The 22,730-nt window shown below is 38.0% G+C and carries 20 protein-coding genes and 1 other RNA gene; 8 read left to right on the top strand and 13 right to left on the bottom strand.

The window, feature by feature from the left end; all coding sequences use genetic code 11:
- Position 1: 1 nt before the first annotated feature.
- From E3D81_RS12070 to E3D81_RS12095, 6 genes are all read right to left on the bottom strand, one after another.
- Positions 2 to 3,166, bottom strand: coding sequence for a SusC/RagA family TonB-linked outer membrane protein (locus E3D81_RS12070; protein WP_099366010.1), 3,165 nt, complete (start codon positions 3,164 to 3,166; stop codon positions 2 to 4).
- A gap of 34 nt (positions 3,167 to 3,200) precedes the next feature.
- Positions 3,201 to 4,232, bottom strand: coding sequence for a DUF5007 domain-containing protein (locus E3D81_RS12075; protein ID WP_134777547.1), 1,032 nt, complete (start codon positions 4,230 to 4,232; stop codon positions 3,201 to 3,203).
- Entirely contained in the window at positions 4,213 to 4,914 is a 702-nt protein-coding gene (locus E3D81_RS12080; protein ID WP_167554284.1) for a fasciclin domain-containing protein, read from the bottom strand. Before E3D81_RS12080 ends, E3D81_RS12075 begins: the two co-directional genes overlap by 20 nt.
- A 16-nt stretch (positions 4,915 to 4,930) precedes the next feature.
- Entirely contained in the window at positions 4,931 to 6,529 is a 1,599-nt protein-coding gene (locus E3D81_RS12085) for a RagB/SusD family nutrient uptake outer membrane protein (protein ID WP_134777549.1), read from the bottom strand.
- Between the two features lie 18 nt (positions 6,530 to 6,547).
- The gene (locus tag E3D81_RS12090) at positions 6,548 to 9,526 is read right to left on the bottom strand and encodes a SusC/RagA family TonB-linked outer membrane protein (RefSeq protein WP_134777550.1); all 2,979 of its coding nucleotides are present in this window, start codon (positions 9,524 to 9,526) and stop codon (positions 6,548 to 6,550) included.
- Between the two features lie 861 nt (positions 9,527 to 10,387).
- Positions 10,388 to 11,890: an alpha-L-fucosidase gene (locus E3D81_RS12095; RefSeq protein WP_134777551.1), complete on the bottom strand. Its 1,503-nt coding sequence runs from the start codon at positions 11,888 to 11,890 to the stop codon at positions 10,388 to 10,390.
- A 165-nt stretch (positions 11,891 to 12,055) separates the two neighbouring features.
- Between E3D81_RS12095 and E3D81_RS12100 the strand changes: the two genes are divergently transcribed.
- The 4 genes from E3D81_RS12100 (at position 12,056) to E3D81_RS12115 (ending at position 15,465) form a co-directional block, all read left to right on the top strand.
- Positions 12,056 to 13,186, top strand: coding sequence for an NAD(P)-binding domain-containing protein (locus E3D81_RS12100; protein ID WP_134777552.1), 1,131 nt, complete (start codon positions 12,056 to 12,058; stop codon positions 13,184 to 13,186).
- 35 nt (positions 13,187 to 13,221) lie between these two features.
- Entirely contained in the window at positions 13,222 to 14,436 is a 1,215-nt protein-coding gene (locus E3D81_RS12105; protein ID WP_134777553.1) for an MFS transporter, read from the top strand.
- Between the two features lie 76 nt (positions 14,437 to 14,512).
- Positions 14,513 to 14,938, top strand: a complete 426-nt coding sequence (locus tag E3D81_RS12110; RefSeq protein ID WP_134777554.1) for a hypothetical protein — start codon at positions 14,513 to 14,515, stop codon at positions 14,936 to 14,938.
- 242 nt (positions 14,939 to 15,180) lie between these two features.
- Complete coding sequence (locus E3D81_RS12115) at positions 15,181 to 15,465, top strand: hypothetical protein (protein ID WP_134777555.1); 285 nt, start codon at positions 15,181 to 15,183, stop codon at positions 15,463 to 15,465.
- Between the two features lie 7 nt (positions 15,466 to 15,472).
- On the opposite strand, the gene E3D81_RS12120 is transcribed toward E3D81_RS12115, so the two are convergent.
- The 6 genes from E3D81_RS12120 to E3D81_RS12140 all read right to left on the bottom strand — a co-directional run bounded on the left by E3D81_RS12120 (position 15,473) and on the right by E3D81_RS12140 (position 19,037).
- The gene (locus tag E3D81_RS12120) at positions 15,473 to 16,081 is read right to left on the bottom strand and encodes an RNA polymerase sigma-70 factor (protein ID WP_134777556.1); all 609 of its coding nucleotides are present in this window, start codon (positions 16,079 to 16,081) and stop codon (positions 15,473 to 15,475) included.
- Positions 16,082 to 16,525: 444 nt separating this feature from the next.
- Positions 16,526 to 16,699 (bottom strand): hypothetical protein, encoded by a 174-nt coding sequence (locus E3D81_RS17240; RefSeq protein ID WP_167554285.1) that lies wholly within the window; start codon positions 16,697 to 16,699, stop codon positions 16,526 to 16,528.
- A gap of 100 nt (positions 16,700 to 16,799) precedes the next feature.
- Complete coding sequence (locus tag E3D81_RS12125; RefSeq protein ID WP_134777557.1) at positions 16,800 to 17,600, bottom strand: hypothetical protein; 801 nt, start codon at positions 17,598 to 17,600, stop codon at positions 16,800 to 16,802.
- Between the two features lie 199 nt (positions 17,601 to 17,799).
- Entirely contained in the window at positions 17,800 to 18,012 is a 213-nt protein-coding gene (locus tag E3D81_RS12130) for a RagB/SusD family nutrient uptake outer membrane protein (protein ID WP_134777558.1), read from the bottom strand.
- Positions 17,969 to 18,283, bottom strand: a complete 315-nt coding sequence (locus tag E3D81_RS12135; protein ID WP_134777559.1) for a carboxypeptidase-like regulatory domain-containing protein — start codon at positions 18,281 to 18,283, stop codon at positions 17,969 to 17,971. Before E3D81_RS12135 ends, E3D81_RS12130 begins: the two co-directional genes overlap by 44 nt.
- A 262-nt stretch (positions 18,284 to 18,545) precedes the next feature.
- A complete protein-coding gene (locus E3D81_RS12140) occupies positions 18,546 to 19,037 on the bottom strand; it encodes a hypothetical protein (RefSeq protein ID WP_134777560.1) in 492 nt (163 codons plus the stop codon).
- Positions 19,038 to 19,293: 256 nt separating this feature from the next.
- On the opposite strand from E3D81_RS12140, the gene E3D81_RS12145 reads away from it, so the two are divergent.
- Genes E3D81_RS12145 through E3D81_RS12155 form a run of 3 tightly spaced genes read left to right on the top strand, consistent with a single transcriptional unit; the run spans position 19,294 to position 20,751 of the window.
- Positions 19,294 to 19,497: a helix-turn-helix transcriptional regulator gene (locus E3D81_RS12145; RefSeq protein WP_099367307.1), complete on the top strand. Its 204-nt coding sequence runs from the start codon at positions 19,294 to 19,296 to the stop codon at positions 19,495 to 19,497.
- Positions 19,497 to 19,832, top strand: a complete 336-nt coding sequence (locus tag E3D81_RS12150; protein WP_099367308.1) for a HipA N-terminal domain-containing protein — start codon at positions 19,497 to 19,499, stop codon at positions 19,830 to 19,832. The genes E3D81_RS12145 and E3D81_RS12150 overlap by 1 nt, the downstream gene beginning before the upstream one ends.
- Positions 19,825 to 20,751 (top strand): HipA domain-containing protein, encoded by a 927-nt coding sequence (locus tag E3D81_RS12155; RefSeq protein WP_099367309.1) that lies wholly within the window; start codon positions 19,825 to 19,827, stop codon positions 20,749 to 20,751. Before E3D81_RS12150 ends, E3D81_RS12155 begins: the two co-directional genes overlap by 8 nt.
- 157 nt (positions 20,752 to 20,908) lie before the next feature.
- On the opposite strand, the gene ssrA is transcribed toward E3D81_RS12155, so the two are convergent.
- Positions 20,909 to 21,276, bottom strand: a transfer-messenger RNA (tmRNA) gene (gene ssrA / locus E3D81_RS12160).
- Between the two features lie 193 nt (positions 21,277 to 21,469).
- Here ssrA and E3D81_RS12165 point away from each other — a divergent pair.
- Positions 21,470 to 22,570 carry a hypothetical protein gene (locus tag E3D81_RS12165; protein ID WP_134777561.1) on the top strand — a complete coding sequence of 367 codons (1,101 nt, stop codon included), beginning with the start codon at positions 21,470 to 21,472 and terminating at the stop codon, positions 22,568 to 22,570.
- Positions 22,571 to 22,730 lie beyond the last annotated feature (160 nt).

Below are 22,730 nucleotides of genomic sequence, written 5' to 3' on the forward strand. Positions count from 1 at the left end.
ATTAGAATTCAACATTTAATCCAAGGGTAAACTGTTTTGGAAGTGGGTAACCTCCAGACATATCTCTACCCAAAGCCGATACACTTTCCGGGTTAGGACCAGAGTAACGCGTGATGTACCCTAGGTTCGCAGCCGTGAAATTGATACTTAATCTGTTCATACCGTAGCGTTGTGACAACGTCTGTGGAACGTTATAATAAACTTTTACGGAGTTCAATTTGAAGTAAGATCCATCTTCCTGGAATAAGGTCTGGTTCGTACGGAAAGGGTTCAAAATTGCCGAACGTACGAAATCAAAAGGATTTGGATAAACAGCATCATCGCCCACGTTTTGCCAGAAATTATATTGCGATATCGGAACTAAACCGCCCATTTCGGTAGGTTTTCCAAACAACCCAAATTGAGCAGCTAAACTGTTGTTTAGGATATCACGTTTTAAAGTAAAGGATGTATTTACTTCTAAGCTCCATTGCTTATACTGCAATAGGGACATCAAACCACCAGTAATCTGTGGTTGCGAGTTACCTGCAATAACCTGATCATAATTATCAATGATATAGTTACCATCCAAATCCGTATAGATCGGATCCCCAGGTTTGAAGTAATTCAAAAGACCATTTCCGCCTACGCGAACTGGCAAACCAGTTACTGGATCAACAGGGATCTGATCTAAGGAAGTATAAACTCCTTTGGTATTGAATAAATAATTGGATAGGGAGTTCGTACCTAAACGGTAATATAGAGACTGCCCCAAGGAATTATCAATTTGAATAAATTCCCTCAAACCATCAGGAAGTTTTGCCAAGATCTCTCTATTGATGGCAAAGTTTCCAGAAAGGTTCCATTTGAAAGGACTGGATGGTGATAATGGTCTTGCTGTAGCTTGGAATTCCCAACCGTAGTTGACATTACTGATTTCCGTAGAACCGATGACATTGAAGGAGTTCGACGATGATAGTTGCTTTTCCTTAAAGATATGGTCGTTTTGTTTGTAGTAACTATCAAACATCACGGATAATCTGTTCTGGAAAATGGAGAAGTCCATACCAAAGTTGTATGTTGTTGCCTTTGTTGGTTCTAAGGAAAGGTTTGGAAGTGTTCCTAAATCTGAAATAACCGTGTTTTGGTTATTGTAACGACCTCCAGCATATAACTTACCGTAAGCTTGGTAGATATTTCCATTTGGAGAAATGTTCGAACCATAAGATACACGGAAGTCACCATAGTCTAACCAGGTCCAAGCGTCAAGGAATGATTCCCGGTCAAAGTTCCATTTTAAGGAGATGGATGGGTTTTTCTTGTAACCAGCATTTGGTCCGTTAGTGGAAAGTCCATCTACACGGTAATTGAAATCCAAAACATATTTGGATTTGTAGTTATAAGAGAAGTTTCCCGCGAAAGCTACTGTTCTCAGATCGGTATAGCCAATAGTACCACCTTTCGAGCTCAGGTAACTGGTCATTAGCGTTAATGGACCTCTCAATTGGTCATTCACCACCTTGTCATTCAACATCGCGTCGGATTTGAAAAAGGATGCCCTTAATTCAGAGAAGGCAAATAAATTGAAGTTATGTGCTAATTCCTCATCACCAGGTTTTTCCCGGAATCCGAACACGTAGGATAATTGCGCACGGTTGTACAAGGTAGTTGCCCTGTCATTATAGGTATAATATTTCGCTTGGTTTGAATTCAAAGCAGCAGGAGAGAAGTTGTCCTTGGTGCTTGAAACGGTCGTATAACTATTGTAAACACCTGCTTTAAAATTCCTGAACAGGTCATAGAAAATGTTCACTGTTGCGTTGGTGTTCAATACCTTATTATCATCATCTGTGGTTAAAGCACCTAATACCGAGTTTACCGATGAATATAAAGATGGTGCTGGTAATAGGGAAGAAGATGCTCCTCCTGTGGCTACCCCATTATTCAGCAGACCATTACCACTTCCCATCCGTTGCTTCTGGATGGAATTATTGAGCAAGGCTTCGATCTTGAATTTTTGAACCGGATTATAGATCATGTTCATATTCAGGTTGTAACGAGAGTAGCCCGTGTTTTCCTGAATACCTTTTTCATCATAAGCTCCTAAAACCACTTTGTAGTTGAACTGTACATCACCACCCGATACATTCAGGTTATGATTGTGGTTGTACGTTGGTTTATAGAAGTAAGATTGCCAGTCGGTAGAGTTGTTATAATACGCATTCAAACTATCCGAAAGGAAAGGGGTGTTATTCACTAAATCTAAGGCGTGGATAGCTGAAGTATCGTTCATCAATATTTGACGGATACGCATTAAACGTTCTTCTTTACCTCCGATTACTGATCTTAATTGGGGAACAGCAGACATAAAAGCAGAACCATTATAGCGGACTACTGGGACTTTAGAATTACCACGTTTGGTCGTTATCAAGATAACACCGTAAGCACCTCTGGAACCATAAAGGGAAGTTGCAGCCGCATCTTTCAATACGGTGATATCTTCGATATCCTCGGGTGGAATTTGGGATGCAGGAGAAACACCTGGCCCAGCTTGTTGGAAACCATAGGAATAATCGGCATTATCATCTACAGGAACCCCATCGATCACATATAAAGGCGAAGTAGGTGTTAAGAAGGCATTATTACCATTACCTGTCACATTGATGTTAGAGATACCACGGATGGTCACACTACCACGGAAACCTGGGGCTCCGGTATTGTTTTGGATATTAAGACCCGCCACTTTACCTTGTAATAAGCTCATCACGTCGCCAGCTGGCTGGCCTTGGATGTCTTTTCCGGAGATGGTAACTGCAGAACCAGTATTTAAGGTTCTCGATTTGGTTTGGTAACCCGATGTTACGGTTACTTCGGCAATTTTTTCACTACTTGAGGTCAGACCAACCGTTAAGGAAGTTTTATTGTCCACCTTTACCGATTTACTGTCATAACCAATGGTTCTGAATACCAAGGTCGCATTGTTCGGTACATTGATACTGAATTTACCATTATTATCTGTTGATCCGATCGACAGGCCATTACTCAGAATGGTTACACTGGAAAGCGGATCTCTTTTTCCGGAGGATGCGTCATATACTGTTCCAGTCACCGTGATGCGCTGTTGAGCCCAGGCTACATCCTGCATGGTGAAAAGCAGTAATACGATGATGTATTTTATATATTTCATTGAAATAATCATTTAAAATGAATGTAAAGGACCACTAATCATTATCGAATTTTGGCTTGTCCCGTTTAAACCAGAAAGTCAATTCCCAATCGGCTTTTTCGAAGATTTTAAAGTTGAAGGTCAGGTAGTTCTTTTGAAGGACATTCCCAAAAGCCATTCTACTATATCTAAAAACCATATGTGCCTGATCTCCTGATACCGTTGTGTATTTGGTCGGGTAGGAGCTCAAAGGAATTGGATAAGCCACATCGTATTTCACTTGCTTATCGTCTTTTTTCATGTTGAACCCATGCACGAGGTTTTCCCAATCTGTTTCGTCGAAATTGTTCGGATCGATCGGATTGGAAAGGGAATCGATGAACTTAATGGTTAAGCTGTTTCCATTTCCGGTTTTCTTGAACAATACTTGTACATCATCACGGGTATTGAAATATTGACCTCGTTGACCGGCCATAAATACCGAAGTGGGATTTACCGAAACGCTTGTTCCTTGACCGGTGATTGGGTCTAAATTGGAAGGTTCATACGGACGTTCTCGCAGTGGCATTAAGCGCATATTCTGAAAATATTTTCGGCCACCTGAGTTCGACATTTCCACATCAAACACGTATCCAGAATCTGGTTGAGCTTTAATCATGTTTGAATTGGCGGATGCCCACATGATAAAATCGCCAGAATGTGGTCTGATATCAAATAAGGGATGGTTCTCTATGGTCCTTTTCGCTTCAATTTCTTCAATGGACTTTTCAGTACCATTGTAGATCCCTTTCCAAACCAGGACAGGATAATGTTCGGTTAGTTCGGGAGCTGGTTCACCATCGAAAGTTCGCATGTTGACAATCTTGAAATCAAGCGGTCTACTGGAATTTCCGTATTGGAAAATATTGTTGAAAAGGGTACTTCTTCCGAGCACCGGTTGAAATACAGTTACATTGTATTTGGAGTCATTTGCAATCGACAAACGCTCTTCTGGAAGGTTCTTTTTACATGATGAAAAAGTAAGCACTCCCAAGCATAGCGCGATGCCAATCTTGAATATTGATTTACTAGTTTTCATCTTCATCATCTTCTATAGGGTTCATACGGTCTGTAAATTCACCAAATCCAAAACTGTGGATAGCAGATAGGATATTGATGGTTCCATTGGTTGTTTTAATGTTCACCGTTGTAGCACGAGTAGTGATCCAATCTTTGTTGATGTTCGATCCGAAAGGATTGCTGAAATCAACGGCACTAGCGCCTCCACTCTCGAATCCTGAAGCACTTAGTTTGACGTAACGGACATGCATTGGATAATCGTAAGCAATCGAGGTCAATAAAAGCCCATCCAACTCAGGGATATAATCGTCTGTGGTTTTTACACCACGGATAATATATCGGGCAACTAAGGTGTCCAACTGTAGCGGATCAACCGTGCTTAAAGAAAGTTCAGGTTCACCTAAATGGCGACGTTCAAGGTTTAAATATTTCATCGCAGCAGAAAAGTTCAGATTCACTGGGGCGAATAAGGTTACTTGGCTATTGTTCAAAGAATCCTTCAGGCCAGGAAGACGGTCAAGTACCAATAACAGGGAATCAAATGTTCCTGCCGGTTGGGCTTGCAGGTATTCCAAGGTCGTACCATTGAAAGATTGTACGTCATTTTTATAATCGTAATATGGTGAGTCACTCTTTGAACAAGAGCTGAACCATAAGCATAATATTCCTAGGAATACCGCTATTGGAGTTTTTACTAATAATGTTTTCATACTCATCAATCTAGATTTATAACCAATAAGGGTTTTGTGTAATTGAAGAATTGGCATTGATAACAGCTTGTGAAACCGGCCAATAGATACCTCCAGCATCTTCAAATTCTTTGAATGTTAATTGCTTGCCATCTTTTTCTGCAAAAGGGGCGTTCGATCTTTTCAATCGTTGGTACCGGATGATATCATACCATCTCCAGCCTTCACCCATTAGCTCTTTTCTTCTTTCATCAAAAATCGCTTTGATGACATCTGGTGAGTTTTGGGTTGAATAAACGATTCCGCGCAGGTTACATGCTTTATTCAAAGCAGTATAGGCGCCGTCGATATCACCCAAAGCAGCTAATGCTTCTGCACGTAAAAGGGTAATCTCTTCCATGCGGCTGAACACCATGGATGAACTGAACAGGGTAACATTTCCTGAAGTCTGCGATGGGTATAATACTTTGATCTTATTGAAGATTGGAAGTTCTGAATCGAAACCATAGAAATAGTTTGTTCGGTAGTAGCCGGATACCAAATCCTTACTGAATCTTAAATCCTTAGGGTCGGTAAAAATATTGATAATGCTATCCTTGCTGACGAACATTTCCGGTTTTGATTTCGGAATGAAAGGGGATGCCAAGGTCAATTGCTCGATATGCCCATTCGCGGTAGATAAACCATTTCCTGCTTCAAATGGGAAACCAACCATTACCGTAGCACGTTTGTAGGCAAATGGGCTATAATTGTTCTGGTTTTCTGTTAAAGCATCCATATTGATGTAATCCAATGGGTTGGCACCATCAACATAATATTGCGTGGATTGGTTGTCCAAAACGAATTTTGAATAAGTAGCCGCATCGATATAGTTTCCTTGCCAAGCAGCAATATGAGCTAAGATGATGTAGGCTGATAAACGCGTCCAAACGTTTCCATTCCAAGAAGACCATCCGCCACCGTAATACAAGCCAGGATAGATCGGGTCAGTTCCGCCATAACGGAAAGGAACAACCTGCGCTGCGTCCAATAGTTCTGAAGTCGCAAAACCTAAAACACGATCTTGGGAGGTGCGCTCTGTTTTGATAAAATCACCATCGTGGGAGGAAGTGATCAATGGCACATCTCCCCATATTCTACTCATATAGAAGTAAGCATATGCTCGTAGCATTCTTGCTTGGGCGATATCCACCTTATTGTTCAATTCCGTATAACGGGGATCAAGCTCTAAAATTTCACTAGAACGTTCAATGAATAAACTTGCAGCATTGATACCTGCATAGAAACGTCTCCAGTTACTTACTCGTTCAATAACAGGGTAGGAGGCATTTAGTTGATTGTTGACGACTGCCTTTAGGTCAGATCGATTGGTGATGGTGAAATCACCCTCCCGAAGATCGCCCATTAACCAGTGACCATTATCTGCTACCGTTGCCGAACGCATTAATCCATAAATGGACATTAAGTTGGCTTTTGCATCTTCCAAGGTTTTCCAGTTGGTTTCCTCGGATGCTAAGCGGGTAGAAGGAACATCGTCGATCTTGCTGCACGATGCACCAGTTCCCAGTAGGGCGGCCGTCATGGTAAGACCAAATAATGCTCTTTTAATTTTTATATTTCTTATCGATAAATTCATGATATACACGTTTTAATCCTATAAATCCAATTTAAGGCCCAATACAAATGTTCTTGGGATGGTTAAGTTTGCTCCATCGTATAAACCGTTGTAATTGCTCAATTCAGGATCAACACCAGTGAATTTGGTGAAAGTCAATACGTTCAATGCCGTAGCATAGAGGTATACTCTTCTGAATTTGCCGGATGAGCTGTTCAAGAAAGAAGCGTTTTTGAAATCATAACCTAGTGTAACAGATCTTAATTTCAAGTAGGAAGCATCTTCCAGGAATAGATCCTGATCAACACGGTAAGCATTTACATCCGACCAAGGATTGTAGATTGGGTATGTTTTTTCTTTTTCAAAAGATTGCCATGAGGATACTTCTTTTACAGAAGTGATATCGTTACTGGCTTCACGTTTGATGAAATCATACTTGGTTGCCTGGTATTGGTTAAGGATTTTATGGCCTGTCGCGAAGAAGAAATGGAAATTCAAGTCGAAGTTCTTGTAGGCAAAGGTATTGCTCCAGCCTCCGATCAACGAAGGTAATCGATTACCTTCCATTACTTTATCGCGGGTATCGATGCGGTTATCGTTATTCAGGTCAGCCCATTGTGGATCACCTGCAAATAATGGGATTCCATTGAAGGTATGGCCTGCAGGTACATCTGCATCGGTATTGTAGATCCCTTGGTTTTTATAGATCCAATAAGAGGTAACAGGTTTTCCAACTTCTAATCTGTTGTCACCATTGATGATTTCCTTATAACCATCAGGAAGTGCCGTGACTTCGTTCTTGTTATAATTCAAATTGATGGATGAACGCCAGTTGAAGCTTTCAGGATTTTGGATGATCTGTCCGTTCAATAGGAATTCAATTCCTTTGTTGTTAACTTCCAGACCTGATTTATAATTTACGGAATAACCGGATTCCAACGGTACGGGTACACCAACCAATTGGTTTTTATCATTTCTGTTATAAACGGAAATAGCGGCATTCATGCGGTTGTTCAAGAAAGTTCCATCTAAGGAAATATTGGTCCTATCGGCATAAGGAAGTTTGATTCCATAGCCAATAAATCCACTTTCATAAGGACGGTTGATCCCTAATACACCACCATATCCTGGAATGGTAGGTTCTTCATACCATCCACTCTCCGAACGATATTGAGGTCCTGCTGCATAGCGATCATCTAAGAAGATACGTACATTTCTTCCCCAACCTGCTGATAGCTCCAATTGATTGAAGAAACTGCTTCCAGCGAACAATTGATCTTTGAGGTTATAGGTCATGCTGACAGCTGGCGTAGTCATCCAACGGCTATCTGGTTGCCCATTCGATGAACCATCACGACGTACCATAGCGTTTAACTTAAAGATGTCCTTATAGCTGTATTTTGCCGAACCATAGAAGGAAAGCAAATTGTTAAGCTCCTTGTCGATGTAGCGGAAAACGTAAAAATTCCCAGCATTCAAGGCATTCAAATAACTATCTCCTGGAGCTCCGGGATCTACAAAAACCAACTTTACGTAATCGTTAGGTCCATTATAGGCTCTAGCATAGTTATACTTATAGGTGTCACCTTGGTAAACATGGCCAACTTCTAGATCTAAGGAATGGTCATCACCTAGGTCAAAATCATAACCGATCGTATTGTTCCAGATCATCCGTTGGTTATAACCAAAATAGGTGGAAATATAACTTACCCCATCCATAAGGGTAGACGGCGTAAAGTAATCGCGGATACCTTCGTTATAATCGAAGAATAAACTCGATTGAAGCGAGAATCTGTTCAATTTGGAACTTAGGGTCAAGTTACCATTGATGGAAGTGGTTCTGTTATTATCCACATTTTTCTTGTTCTCGTCTAAATAAAGACCAAAGTTGTCTTTGTTTGGAGAAAGGGGAGTTGATAGATCGGGAATATAGCGGGTCTCTGCAAAACGGTCGCGAAGACTTTTATTACGGTTTCTATCCAAACGAACAGCATTCACGTTACTGGATACGGTTAACCATTTGAATGGTGCCATATTGATTCCGAAGAACACGTTGTAACGATTGATGTTTGTCTCATCGGCATTTCCGGCATTTTTGGTTCCAGAACCGAAGAAACGGAAATTCGCTCTTTCATTTCCTCCGGTAATACCTAGATCGGCTGAATAGGTTGGGGTGTTTTTATAATATAGGTCGTTCCAATTGGAAGGGCCAAAGTAGGCGGTGTTCGTTGAATCCCTTAAATACAAGGCGTAATCATCATAACGTTGCTGATTACCATATTTCTCGTAGAAAGGTCTTCTGAAGTTATTTTCATAAACCCCATTGACGGTATTTACTTTCGGTGCGGTTGCATAGCCAAAATAAGTGTTCAAGCTGATATCACGGATTCCGGCTTTGGCATTTTTTGTTGTGATGTATAAAGCCCCATTCGCAGCATTTGGTCCTAACTTGGCCAATTCGAAGGGATCTTTCACCAATACCACTGATTCGATGTTACTGATGTTGATCTGTGCTAATAGGTTATTCGCCGGTCCCACCCGATTGTAATCGTATTTCTGAACATCAAATGCAAAAGGGTTGTCGGCCACTAAAGGAACGCCATTTAGATAAACGGCAGGTTGAAGGGCATACACATCTTTTTTGGAGAACAAGATTCCTGAAGGACCTTGAACGATCATGCTCTGTTCTGTTCCTGGCTCACCGTTGGGCTCTTGTACATAAAGACCAGCAAGATGCCCTTTAGCAATTTGTTGAAGGGATAGGTTTGGAACAGCAGATGCTTCGCGGATGTTGATTGTATCCTTAGCATTTTTGAACTTTTGTAAGGCCTTTACCATTTGGCCTATGGTGTCTGTTTTTGCATTATACTCCGAAGTGTCAACTTGGGATTTGACAAATGGAATACGATATCCTTTTAAGGAAGATTCTCCAAATGTTTTCGCGTGCGCAGAATTCAATTGGAGGCCACCAAAGGATAAACATAAAGCAATAGAAAGACTTATGGAAGTTTTTACCATTATTTCCAGTTTAAATTTTGTTAATAAAAATGAATGTTATTGACCAGGTTATTTTAGGCCAATGCTAGGATGTGTTTCGTTTATTCGACGAAGTTTTGATGTAGATGTTTGTTCATAATTTTAATATAAAAAGTGTTTCGGTTAAATTATTTCTTATTGATTTTTTTGGTTCTTTTATTAATGGTATTTGGTTATAAATTCCTAATAATCTGGTTTAAAATAAATCAAGGAATAAACCAAAATTGGTCACCTTGACTTAAGGCTACTAACAATAATAATATTCTTTTTTATAATAACATAAAGGTTAAACAACGCAAACGTTTGTCCAAATTCACGCAAACGTTTGACTAAAATATGTATTACATAATCTGTAACAATTTCCTAAAATATTAAATTATATAAATGCATTTTATCATTAAAGTTGCTTAGTATTAAGTTTAGAGCAATATATTTGATTATTTAATTTGGGTAATTTAGTTTTTTACAAAATTAAAAACGGAGAGAATAGTTGAGATTGTTTTAATGATTAATCAATTATGAATGGCATGTATTCGATTCGGGGTATAAGGGATTTGTAAGTGACATGTAAGTGAGGTGTAAGTACCTTTTAGCACTTACACCTCACTTACATGTCACTTAAACTATACTTTTAACTTGAAACAAACTACCTGTTATTTGTAGTTACGAAGCACATCCCGTCATTGGGAGGAACGAAGTAACATCCCGTCATTGCGAGGAACGAAGCAATCTTTCGATTAGTGTAAAGATTGCTTCGTCGTACCTCCTCGCAATGACGGGAAAACTTTCGCAATGACGGGAAAACTTTCGCAATAACGTATAGGATGAGAGATTTAAGTCTACTTACATCTTCGCATCCATCAATTTATCAGATTTTATTTTAGGTTGTCCGAGTTTAATTTTTATAACAAAGGCGCGATCTGTTTGGAAATCTTTCGGTAGCACAATATCAAAGTAGGTGTTCTTATCCAAATCCAAACCGATATCAGCATGTTTGATTGTTAATTCTTTATTATTCAATAATAACTTAGCACTAATCGGCAAGGCCGTTGATTTTTTAGGGAATGCTAACCTAGCCAAATTATTTACCGGCCTATTAAATACTGTTAGATAAATGGTTGAATCCTTCTGGGTCAAATATCCCATCTTAGTTTTTGGAAGATCCGCGTGCCTTACGCCATGAACTGCCTCGCCATTCACTTCCATCCAATCGCCAAGTTCCTTTGCGATTTTATCTTCTCCAGGGTGCATCAATCCTTTTCCATCCGGACCAAAATTGAGCACAAAATTTCCATTCAACGAAACGGTATGCATTAGCATATCCAAAATATCATCCGTTGTTTTGGTATAGATTCCAGACCAATCTTTCATGTATCCCCATCCATTAGGTGGTATGGTCATTACGGCATCCCAATCATTACCATCCAACCATTCGTATTCTTGAGGTAATTTTCTTTCCCAACCTTGTTCGTAATCTCCGAGAATATCTCCATTGCTATCAAAATGGCGCTTTCCGTGTTCATCATTTCTGAACCTTGATCCAATGATCAGACCTGGATGTTTTTCACGCAATTCTTTTTCCAGGTTGTACGTGAATTCATAGGCCTGAACCCATGATTTATCCCAAGTACCATCAAACCAAAATCCTTTGATGGTCGGATAATTCTGGAGAAGTTCCAATAATTGGTTCTTGGTATATTGAAGAAACCTATTATATCTTTTTTTCTCCTCTTCTGTTTCAGGAGCTTTGGATAGGTAATCCGGATTGTTCCATTCCAAAATAGAGAAATATAGGTATACATCAATGCCTTCAGCGTTATAGGCATCCACCACTTCTTTTACGATATCTTTTTTATAAGGAGAGTTGCTGATGTTGTAGGAGGAATATTTCGTTGGCCATAGGGCATAACCATCATGATGTTTAGTTGTGAAAATCATGTATTTGGCACCCATATCCTTGGCCTGTTTAGCCCATTTCTTCGCACTGAAAGCGGTAGGATTAAACTGTTTGTAAAGATTGTCGTAGATTTCTTTCCAGTTTTTTGGCGCATTGGGTCCCGACCAGGTACGGATCCATTCCGAAGCGGCTGCACCGCCTCTCGCAGATACACCTTCCCATTCATTGCCTGGGATGGCATAAAGTCCCCAATGGATAAATTGTCCCAAACCATAATTACGGAAAGCTTCCATGGCTTCATCTGTCCGATGCTTAGGCGTGATGGGTCCATATTTAACTTCGATACGTTCTTTTGGTTTTGTCTTTGGACCGGTCCATTGCGCATTTGCGGTCGAGTTCATCAATAGTCCTGTTAATCCTAAAAGGATTAATTTTGATGTTCTTCTCATTGGTATCTTGATTTTTAGAAATATAATCGTGTTTTTCAAAATGATAAAGATACGATTCAGCAGGCTGATTTTGGAAAAAGAGGTGGCTTTTATCATGGAATTCTACGGAAACGATTGCGGATTAGGCGAAACTCTTGGGATTTGGTAAAATGTATTAACTTCGTTATGCTTAAGGAGGAACAAACAGTGGAACAAGAAAACAAATCAAAGCCTGACCTTTATTATAAGGTGGACATCGTGGTTATCGGTGCGGGCCAAGCTGGCCTTTCTGCGGCCTATCATTTGCAGCGTGAAGGATTGGAGCCAGGAAAGGGATTCGTCGTGCTCGACGATGAGTTTGGTGCTGGAGGTGCCTGGCAACATCGATGGGATTCCTTGACATTGAGCAATGTGAATGGGATCAATGACCTTCCTGGTTTAGGGTTTGACGAGGTGATCGATAAGGACGATAAGGCAATGCAGGCCAATGTTGCCCTTCCAAAGTATTATGAACAGTATGAAAAGACCTTTAAATTGCCGGTAATACGGCCTGTAAGGGTTACTGAGGTTATAGAACGCAATGGTCGATTTTTGATCAAGACGAATGCAGTGCAATTCAATGCTCGGGGTATTATCAATGCCACGGGGACCTGGAAAACACCACATTGCCCCAAATATCCGGGATGGGATAAATTCAAGGGTATACAATTGCATACCGGGCAATATAAAAGTGCGGAGGAATTTAAAGGAAAACATGTGATCGTGGTGGGGGGAGGTATTTCCGCCGTCCAACTGCTGGGAGAGATCTCCAAAGTGACGAGTACAACTTGGGTCACCCGAAGACCTCCTGATTTTCGGAATTATGAATTTACACAAGAGGAGGGTAGGGATGCGGTAGCTTTGGTAGAAGCCCGCGTGCGGGAAGGTCTTCCCGTGGAATCTGTGGTTTCTGTTACGGGATTACCTTATACACCTGCTATAGCAGACCTTTTGGAAAGTGGCGTTTTGGATCGGAAAGAGATGTTTCAGGAAATTACAGAAACTGGGGTGAAATGGGCGGATGGAACAAGCATGGAAGCCGATGTCATTTTTTGGAATACCGGGTTCCGTCATTCCATTGATCATTTAGCGGGATTAAACTTGGTAAATGAGTTAGGGGGCATAGAAATGACCGGAAAATTAACGACGCAGGTAGCCAAAGATCCTAGAATCCACCTGACGGGTTATGGACCATCAGCTTCTACCATCGGCGCAAACCGCGCAGGTCGTGCCGCAGCAAAAGAATTGATAGATTTTCTCCATCTAAAACAGCAATAACTTGTTGTAAGGATAATGCACTAATTATTTTAGACATGAATTTTTCAAAATATGAAGCGCTTTTGGTGGCTTTATTGGCCGTAGTGCAATTTACCGTAGTTTTGGATTTTGCCGTTATGGCTCCATTGGGTGCGGAACTGATCAAAGCATTAGGAATCTCTACCCATCAATTTGGTATCTTGGTCTCGGCCTATGCCTTAAGTGCGGGCGCTTCGGGGTTTCTCTTGGCAGGTTTTATTGATCGTTTTGATAGAAAACAGATTTTGCTATTCATGTATGTGGGTTTCCTTTTGGGTACTTTGTTCTGCGCCTTGGCACCCAATTATTACCTTTTGATGGGGGCTAGAATTGTTGCTGGGATATTTGGTGGAGTGATGTCGGGAATTACCTTCGCAATCGTTACGGATTATTTTAGGTATGAAATCCGAGGACGCGTCATGGGGTTTATCCAAATGGTATTTTCGGTTAGCCAGATCTTAGGAATTCCTTTGGGACTATATTTGGCCCATATTTGGAGTTGGCATATCCCTTTCTATTTTATTGTATTTATAGGTCTTATCAATTTTTTGTTATTGATCAGGTATATGAAACCTATTCCCTCGAAGCGAATCCCTGGGGTTGATAGTCGGTATTTTCAGGTAATAAAACGAGTCTTCAGTAATAAAAATTACCTGGTCGCTTTTTCCACCACATTCTTCTTGGCAACTGGAGGATTTATCCTTCAACCTTATATAACCCCACATTTGGTTTTTGACCTCCATTATGCTGAGGATCAATTGCCATTGGTGTTCTTTAGTGCGGGGATTGCCACCTTGATCGGCTCACCAATTTTTGGCCGTATCAGTGATTCTTGGGGAAAGTATAAGCTTTTTGTGTTGGGAAGTCTGTTGGCAGGTGTTGCCATTCTTTGGTTTGTAAATATTCCAGCGGGAAATATTTTCATGTTGGCATTAAGTTTCAGTTTGATGATGCTCTTTGTTTCTTCTAGGATCATTAGTGCAACGGCGATGATGACTGCCATTCCAGAGCCTGCTGAAAGAGGCGCTTTCATGAACATCAATTCTGCCATCCAGCAATCCAGTGGGGGTATTGCTTCAATCTTAGGTGGTGTTATTTTGATTGAGGATACGGATGGAAAGGGTTTTGAGAATTTTAATGTGCTGGGGATAATAACATTTGTAAGTATTATAATCTGTGTTTTGCTGATGTATAGGGTAAATAGGATCGTGGAAAAGAAACGAATTACTTAAAATCGATACTGATTTTAGAGGAATTGGTCGTGTTTTTTTTGTAGTTTTAAGGACTAACTATTTAATTATTAATGGTATGACGCATTCAAGATTGTTGTTTTTGACCTTCCTTTCTATCGCACTTTTAACGGCTTGTGAAGTTGGAAAAAAGGTTGATCGTACGAATTATGATCATTTAACTATTGAAGAATTGGCAAAGGGTGATCAATTGATCGATTTTTCTGATAGTATGTTGATGGGTCCGATCGATATTAATAAGCTTACTAATGATGATGCAAAGATAGCGAAAGCAGCAGTTTATCGGATATATTCTAATCTGGAACTGAAGGATAATCAATATCTATTTAGGGTTAAAGATGCTGAAAAATTACATTTATCCGAAAGGGTTTTTGATAAGTATGTGAAAGATATTGAAGAAATGAATGCACATGTTCGTAAAGAGGATGAAATGGAGAAGCTGGAACCAATAAGCAGTGAATATTTGAACTCTTTGTTGAAATAAAAATTTTAGTTATAATGTCATATTAGTTCTATTGATTCCTCATTAGAGCTTGTTTATTTAATTATTCTTATAAGCTAATAACCCATTTATTAGCCTAGGATATTCTTTTAACTTTCTTTTTCCTTTAGGTTTTTGATTGAAAAACCAAATCCTTTTAAAATTATTTTTTATCGGAATAGTACTCGGTTTTCGATTTGGTGTTATTACTACTATAAACCAAATTATAAACCAATTCTATAAGCATGAGTCACCGAATTGATAATGCATTTATCGGAAGATTTTTTTCAAGGAACTGTTCTAAAGCGGAGGTGATCTTGCTGAATGAATATTTTCAAACCGAAAAGGGAAGAGCACATTTAGAGAAGTTTTTAAAGAACGCTTGGAAAAGTAAAAAATCAGGATTGAGCGAGGAAGAGCTTAATCGTCATAAGGAAGAATTTTTGGAGAGATGGAATTTAGTGAACAATAAAAAAATCATGCCATTTTCCCCTTGGAAAAAGATCCTAATTACGGTATCGGCGCTATAAAAACCAATTAAAAAGAAATCAGAAATAGAAGATATAGGCTATTCACGCCTTGGAATTCCTTGCGCAAAAATTGAAGGGAGGCTGCCATTTGATTTCGTACAGTATGTACTGAAATATTCAATCGCTCTGCTATTTCGGCGTAGGTCAATTCTTCTTCTCTGCTTAGAATAAAAATCTTTTTACGTTGTTCGGGAAGTTTGTTTACAACATAAGATATTTTTGCTTCCAATTCTTTGAGGTCCATCGCAGCGTCTGTCAGTGAGTCATCACATAAGCCATGAATACTTGGATTATCATCTATGGAACTGGTAAAGATCTTTACGGAGCGTAGGTGGTTCAGCACTGCGTTTTTTGTTGCTCGGAAAAGATAAGGTTTCAGGTTCTGCCCATCTTCTAAGGAGATGCTATTGTTCTTTTCGAAAAGTTTAAGCATCACGTCCATGCATATTTCTTTTGCGATTTCTGAGTTTTTAAGGAGGTAATTTGAAAAGGAGAAGATTTTATTATAATACCGGTTAAATAGAGTTTTAGAGACGGCCTGGTCATCCATGATGTTCAATGATAATAGTTCTCGGTCAGAGAGGTGTTGCATGGTTTGAAGTGCTAATTTGTCCAAAAATATTATGTTATTTAAAAATAATAAATTTTAGGCTAATATTTTAATTTAAATTTACTTATTACTTCAAAAATAGATAATTATTATAAATTGGGGTATAATAATTATCTATTTAAATTGTTTTATTTTATATTATTTCTCAATAGGAAATTGAATTTTACCCGTCAAAATTCTTCACTTTATGCATTTTTACTAAATAAAGTATGATAATCAATCTTTATATAGTAAAAAAAATAAGCCCTGAGTTACACTCAAGGCTTATGGAAAATAAGATTTTCTTACTATGAAGACCATAGTTTTTGTTAACTAGGTAGGAATTTTAAGTAAAAGAAATGCGGAAATCAATGAAATTGCTCATTTCGCTTTGCATAGTAAAATATCTCATATAGGCAGAAGAATTTATTCCCGAACTGAAACATTCACCGCCCCTACACATCACAAATTTTAATTGCCTTTATTCACCGGATCAAATTCTGGAGTCTGCTCTGTATTGGCTGAATACATTGATTTGACTTGTAATTGTTCTAGCACTTTTTTTAAAATATATTCGGTTTTCCAAGATCTATTAGGAATGCTCCATTCCAAAACCTTTAAGAAGAAATATGTTAATATTTCCACTTTATTTCAACTTTTAGAATCTGATGATTTTCAAAGTTTTTTAATCTCTTGATTTGAATTTTAGATACCAAAGTGTTTCATGGTAAAAAATCGGATTACATTACATATTCTCTTTTTGTTTTTTCTCGGAAAAAGTAAAAGGTAAAAAAAATGAAAATTTCATGTGTTTGCCTCTTTTATATATTACGGGCATTTTTTTAAATAACCGAGCAACCCGTATCGCTTCTTGAATAAAAATCTCGTTGTTTCCGCGAATTGATAATATAGAATCCACGTGTCCCAATTCATTGGCCTCAACTGAAAGTTGCACTTTAATTGTTTCTGTGATTGGAGGGAGGGCTTGCCAGTTAATAAGGGAGTCGATAGTTGCATTAGGGTTCCGAATTTGTCCATAAAAAGGTGTATTTTTAGACAAGGAATTATCAAAGTAAGAAGCATTTTTTAATAAGCCTTTTTCAAAGCTGTATTCAAATTCATGTTCGAAAATGGAGGAAAAGCCCATATGCATATAATATAGAAGTTTCCCTTGGTATGCAGTCACTGTATCTGAAAACCATTCTGCGTACACTCGCCCATCTTTAACCTTTTCAGCAAATAAAGACTTTAGATTTACTTTAGCCGTTCGCTCTTCATTGAAGATATTTGTTAGGTACAATCGGTTATCTATTATTTCCCAATAAGCGATATAGCCTCGCCAACATCCAGAAGAAACACCGCTTAATGAATCGGGAAATAGCGGTTTATTCCACTTGTTTTGTTTTTTCCAATGCTCTAAAGGTAAAGCATGCAGCAGCATGGTATCACCCTTAATAATCAAACGATCTGGTTCTTGTTCTGTTGCATATGTCCTAAAAAATAGGCTCATAGCGAATATTAGGCAAATAATGGTAATGTGTTTCATATGGAATGATCTTTACTCTATGATAAAATATATGGCATAATTCCATAAATTAATTCTTCCAATGGCCAGACCAGACGAGTATTACCGGTTTCAAAAATTATGGATTACCTGGATAAATTTAAAAGATATTCAAGAATAGCTAAAGCAAACAGGAGCTTTCATGTTTATGAAATGCTCCTGTTGTTTTTATAAAATAAGGTTAATAACCTTCATTCTGTTCCAGATTTGGGTTCTTGATAATCTCTTCCTGTGCAATAGGATAAAACTGATGGTAATTTTCTCGATCAGGGAAAAATTGAATTCCTGTTTTGAGCCAGCTGCTACCGATATTTTCCTTTCTTGTGTCGTAAAGGAAATAAAACTCACTTTTACAGATGTTCACCAGTTGGAAGATCCAGGCTATATTTTCCATCCTTATCGGTAGAAGTAGATAAGCCCAATTTCGGGATACTTATTGTGGCTCCAGGAATTGGTTTTCCTGCGGTATTTGTCACTATTCCAGTTATGGTACTGGTCTGTTGAACACTAGTATTGGTTGTTTTTAGATTTTTTGAATGGAATTCTGAAGTGATTATGTGGAGATTAGCACCACTAGAATCCTTAATGCAGCATAACTGCAGGATAAAACAGAGACCAAATACGAAGTAAAAACTCGCATAGTCTTTATTTAAGAATGTTAGCATGTAGAATTTTTTTTAATCAATCCGATTGCTTGAATTCAAAGGATTGAATTTTAAGGTAGATTTTTATTAGCCGTTAGTTAGATGTGTTGGGCAGGTTGATTTTCCTCTTCCTCCTATCTTTTTGTTTTTCGGAGGGTAAATTTATGTAAGGTTTGTTAACAGATAAATATGGAAATGTTTAATGTTAATTAACTGTTTGAAAGAGGAAAAAATGTTTAAGGTTGAATACTGTTTTATTCTATCCTATATTCTTATAATTTAATTAATATAACACATAAACTCTCAATAATTTTAAATCAATATTCAATGAGCTACCATTTAATCCTAAATAGGATTCGGGCACAAAAATGTTGGCTCCTTCTGATTCTACTTCTATTGAACCATATAATCCTTTCTTCAATTTAATTTGATATTTTCCGGATTTATCAACTGTCATTTTTTTTACCAAGATTTTATCTTGATTGTAGATATATAGCGTACTGTACTCAGGTATCTTTCCTGTTGAACATACTTTTACTTTTCCGTAAACTGTTACACTATCTTTTTCTTCAGGAAATTTATTCGTATAATTAAATGTGTAAGCTGAGCAATTATTCTTATATAATTCTTCTTGGTTTTTATTCTTTGGAGTTGGGAAATAAGATGATTCCTTCTTCATTTTATTAAGTTCATGCTGCTGTTTTGAAGCACATGATCCAAAAATGAATAATGATGAAATTACAACTATCTTTAATTTATTAATTACAACCTTCATTTCTTAAAATCTTAAAAATTTTTTTCTCGATAAACTAAAGATAAGCTATTAATAAATTATAATTTATGTTTTTTTTATAGGCATCGTTTAAACCTTCTAAATTACTAATGCGAAATACTTTGTCGATTCCTGTTTTTTAAATCTAAGGATTGGCTATTAAATAATGGGGATAGCTATGGATTATGCTAATATTTTATACCCGAAATAGTATAATCAATTAATATTTACCTATTTTTATATCAGAAAAGGTATAATTATGAATTCACTAAGGCAATTTGTAAAACAAAAGCGAAAGGAACTCAAGTTAACGCAGGAGGATTTGGCATTAAATGCAGGGGTAGGATTACGTTTCGTACGAGATTTAGAGCAAGGTAAAAAGACGCTTCGTTTAGATAAAGTGAATGATGTGTTATCCTTGTTTGGGAAAGAAGTTGGGGTAATTGAAAAAAGTAGAGACTGATGGCACGTCGAGCTAAAATATATTATCAAGATAAATTAGCAGGATATTTGGCTGAAGCAGATGGTGGATTTACGTTCTATTATGATGAAGAATACTTGAATTCATCTGATCCGAAATCGATTAGTTTGACAATGCCATTGTCCCCACAAATTTATCAAAGTAAAGTTTTATTTCCTTTCTTTGACGGTCTCATTCCTGAAGGATGGCTATTAGAAATAGGAGAAAAATATTGGAAATTGAATCCAAGGGACCGATTCGAGTTACTCATTAATTTATGTAGAGATACTATTGGTGCAGTATCTGTATATCCGATGGAGGGGGAGCAAAATGGCTAATTGTTTGTACTGCTATAATCCCGTAGAAGAAGGTGATTATCATCCTAATTGTTCTAAAAGGTTTTTTGGAACTACTAATTTTCCTGTTCTCGATTTAGATAAAGAGAAATTGAATAAACTTGCTCAAATTGCGGTCAGTGAAAGGCTGGCTTTAACTGGAGTTCAGCCAAAAATTTCCCTTAGTTTACATGGAGAAAAAGGAAATAAAAGATTAACCGTTGTTGGTCTTTGGGGGGATTATATATTGAAACCACAGTCGACAGATTTTCCTTTTATGCCTGAGGTAGAGGATCTGACTATGCATTTAGCTAAATTATTTAAAATTGAAACCGCAGAGCATACACTAATCAAGACCACTTCTGGAGAATTTGCTTATTTAACAAAGCGTTTTGATCGTCAAAAACAGAAGAAAATTCACGTAGAAGACTTATGTCAACTTTCAGAATTACTGACAGAACAAAAATACAATGGCTCATATGAACGGGTAGGAAAAGTTATAAAGCAATTTGCTACTAACTCAGGATTGGATGCGATAAAATATTTTAGATTGGTGTTATTCAGTTTTCTGACAGGAAATAACGATATGCATTTAAAGAATTTTTCTTTGATGCATACAGAGAAAGGTATATTATTAAGTCCAGCTTATGATTTGTTAAATGTAAATCTTATCTATCCAGCAGATAAGGATGATTTAGCTTTGACATTAGGTGGAAGAAAGCGTAAAATTAAGAAAACGGATTTTGATCAATTTGCTTTAAGCTTAGGCTTATCGGAATTGGTTCGTGATAACATTTATAAAGACTTTTCAACGCAAACAGATAAGGTACATGATTTTATTGCTAAAAGCTTTTTAACTGAAGAATTCAAAGTTGGGTTTCTTGAAATTTTTAAACAGAAACTGGAACAAATTGGTTTATAGCATGAAACTTATTTCCTGAGGAAATTTTTGGACATCTATTCGAATCAATTATTCCTTGGTAAAAGAAACTCCATAAAATTTAATCGTGACCAAATTCGTGACCATGTAAAATAAAAAAGAGGTAATTAATGGATAATTACCTCTTTAGTTAATACTCTTGTGGAGCCGGAGGGATTCGAACCCTCGTCCAAACATAGTATGATTTACGCTTTCTACATGCTTAGCTTCTCTTTAATTGTCGGGAGAGGGAAGGTGAGTCGCTTACCTATACCGTTCTCCGTATCTGCTGTATCTCGTCACTGTTTAGCAGCGTCCCAATGACCAGTTCTATCGTTCGATGCCCCTGTTGTTAGACCAAAGAACAGGATCTAACGGGACAAATAGCTATGTTAAGTCTAACTTAAGCAGCTAAGGCGTAGTTTTCTTCGCCAGTTATAAAGTTGAAAGTTCAGATTTAAGTGCTAGACTAACAATGCACTGCATGCTTACATAACCATCGCTATCCTGTCAATTCCGGTCGACCCCATGTTATGTAGGACTACAAATTTACGCATAATCTTTGATTGGAAAAATTATAAATAGTTTAATTATACCCGTTTTTGAAAACAAAATCGTTATATTAATAGTTTTAAGCTAGGCCTCAGCTACATAGCTAGCATCAAAAGCCTTTTTAATTAAAAATTTTAGAAAACAATTTACTACATTAATAATCCGAAAAATGGCAGAACCAAATAATCCAACAACTGAAACAAAACCAACTTCAGCGGAAAATAACGAAAAAACGACAGCTGCAAAACCAGCTGCCAAAGCAACGGCTAAGCCTGCTGCGAAAACAACAGCAAATCAGCCAGGCACAAGAAAGCCTGCAACTGCAAAAACAACTCCTGCAAAACCTGCTAATTCAAGTAGCAACACAACAACTCCAGTTCCAGCTCCTGTAGAAGAGCATGGTGGTGACGGAGAAGCAGAAAACCAAAGAGCACGCAAGTCTGATGAGGGAGGAATAAAACCAACAAGACCTACTGCACCTGCAGGAACAGCTACCAAAACAGCTGCTTCAACAAGGACTTCAGCCAGAAAGCCTGCGGCTTCCAGTTCAACAGCTGCAAAACCAGCTGCAACAAAACCAGCTGCTGCAAAAACAACCACAACAAAACCAACTGCTGCAAAAACAACCACAACAAAAACAACCACAACAAAATCAACAACAGCTAAGCCAACAACAGCTAAACCAGCCGCTTCAAAGGCTGCATCAGCTAAGCCAGCCGCTTCAAAACCAGCTGCAAAACCAGCTTCAACATCTCCTTCAACATCTCCTTCAACATCAGCTTCAAAACCTGTAAAACCATCTCCTACAGAGTCGACCAAGATAGAAAAAGAAGCATCTTACAAAGAAGAAGTTCCAACCAACAAATCGGTACAGGAAAAACCAGGTAAGGGCGATAAATCTAAGAAAAACGCGAAGAAAGAAGATAGACTCTACAAAGAAATGGAGTTAGGTAAGAAAAAGGATAAGAAGGGCAAGGACGATAAAACCGGAAAAGCAAAGAAAGACGATTCCAAAAAGCTAGATTCCAAAAAGCAAGATGCTAAGGTCAAAGATTCCAAAAAAGTAGAATCTAACAAATCTGACCTCAAAAAACTAGACTCGAAAAAAGCATCAAATAAAAAGGCAAAAGTTAAAAAATCGGAAGTTAAAAAAGTGGCTAAAAAATCTAAGCAAGACGGCAAGACCATGAAAAAACTGAAAGAAGCTTTTGCAGACATCTACCAAAAGATTGTCGGAAAAGGCAGTAAGAAATCTGCTAAAAAGAAATAACAATTCTAAACAAAAATAATAGAATTAATAAAGCATACACCTCGATGCCAAATAGGCTTCGAGGTGTTTGCAATTTGTAAGCAACATGCAAGTATGGTGTAAGTATGTAAAGGCACTTACACCTCACTTACATGTCACTTACACCTTACTTGCACCCCGT

The sequence above is a fragment of the Sphingobacterium sp. CZ-2 genome (genome assembly GCF_004526235.1).
GTDB classification, from domain to species: Bacteria; Bacteroidota; Bacteroidia; order Sphingobacteriales; family Sphingobacteriaceae; genus Sphingobacterium; species Sphingobacterium tenebrionis.

Bases quoted from the DNA above. Each gene is read 5' to 3' on its own strand.
- E3D81_RS12070 (WP_099366010.1), bottom strand. From the start codon at position 3,166: ATGAAATATATAAAATACATCATCGTATTACTGCTTTTCACCATGCAG.
- E3D81_RS12075 (WP_134777547.1), bottom strand. From the start codon at position 4,232: ATGATGAAGATGAAAACTAGTAAATCAATATTCAAGATTGGCATCGCG.
- E3D81_RS12080 (WP_167554284.1), bottom strand. From the start codon at position 4,914: ATGAAAACATTATTAGTAAAAACTCCAATAGCGGTATTCCTAGGAATA.
- E3D81_RS12085 (WP_134777549.1), bottom strand. From the start codon at position 6,529: ATGAATTTATCGATAAGAAATATAAAAATTAAAAGAGCATTATTTGGT.
- E3D81_RS12090 (WP_134777550.1), bottom strand. From the start codon at position 9,526: ATGGTAAAAACTTCCATAAGTCTTTCTATTGCTTTATGTTTATCCTTT.
- E3D81_RS12095 (WP_134777551.1), bottom strand. From the start codon at position 11,890: ATGAGAAGAACATCAAAATTAATCCTTTTAGGATTAACAGGACTATTG.
- E3D81_RS12100 (WP_134777552.1), top strand. From the start codon at position 12,056: ATGCTTAAGGAGGAACAAACAGTGGAACAAGAAAACAAATCAAAGCCT.
- E3D81_RS12105 (WP_134777553.1), top strand. From the start codon at position 13,222: ATGAATTTTTCAAAATATGAAGCGCTTTTGGTGGCTTTATTGGCCGTA.
- E3D81_RS12110 (WP_134777554.1), top strand. From the start codon at position 14,513: ATGACGCATTCAAGATTGTTGTTTTTGACCTTCCTTTCTATCGCACTT.
- E3D81_RS12115 (WP_134777555.1), top strand. From the start codon at position 15,181: ATGAGTCACCGAATTGATAATGCATTTATCGGAAGATTTTTTTCAAGG.
- E3D81_RS12125 (WP_134777557.1), bottom strand. From the start codon at position 17,600: ATGAAACACATTACCATTATTTGCCTAATATTCGCTATGAGCCTATTT.
- E3D81_RS12130 (WP_134777558.1), bottom strand. From the start codon at position 18,012: ATGGAAAATATAGCCTGGATCTTCCAACTGGTGAACATCTGTAAAAGT.
- E3D81_RS12135 (WP_134777559.1), bottom strand. From the start codon at position 18,283: ATGCTAACATTCTTAAATAAAGACTATGCGAGTTTTTACTTCGTATTT.
- E3D81_RS12140 (WP_134777560.1), bottom strand. From the start codon at position 19,037: ATGAAGGTTGTAATTAATAAATTAAAGATAGTTGTAATTTCATCATTA.
- E3D81_RS12145 (WP_099367307.1), top strand. From the start codon at position 19,294: ATGAATTCACTAAGGCAATTTGTAAAACAAAAGCGAAAGGAACTCAAG.
- E3D81_RS12150 (WP_099367308.1), top strand. From the start codon at position 19,497: ATGGCACGTCGAGCTAAAATATATTATCAAGATAAATTAGCAGGATAT.
- E3D81_RS12155 (WP_099367309.1), top strand. From the start codon at position 19,825: ATGGCTAATTGTTTGTACTGCTATAATCCCGTAGAAGAAGGTGATTAT.
- E3D81_RS12165 (WP_134777561.1), top strand. From the start codon at position 21,470: ATGGCAGAACCAAATAATCCAACAACTGAAACAAAACCAACTTCAGCG.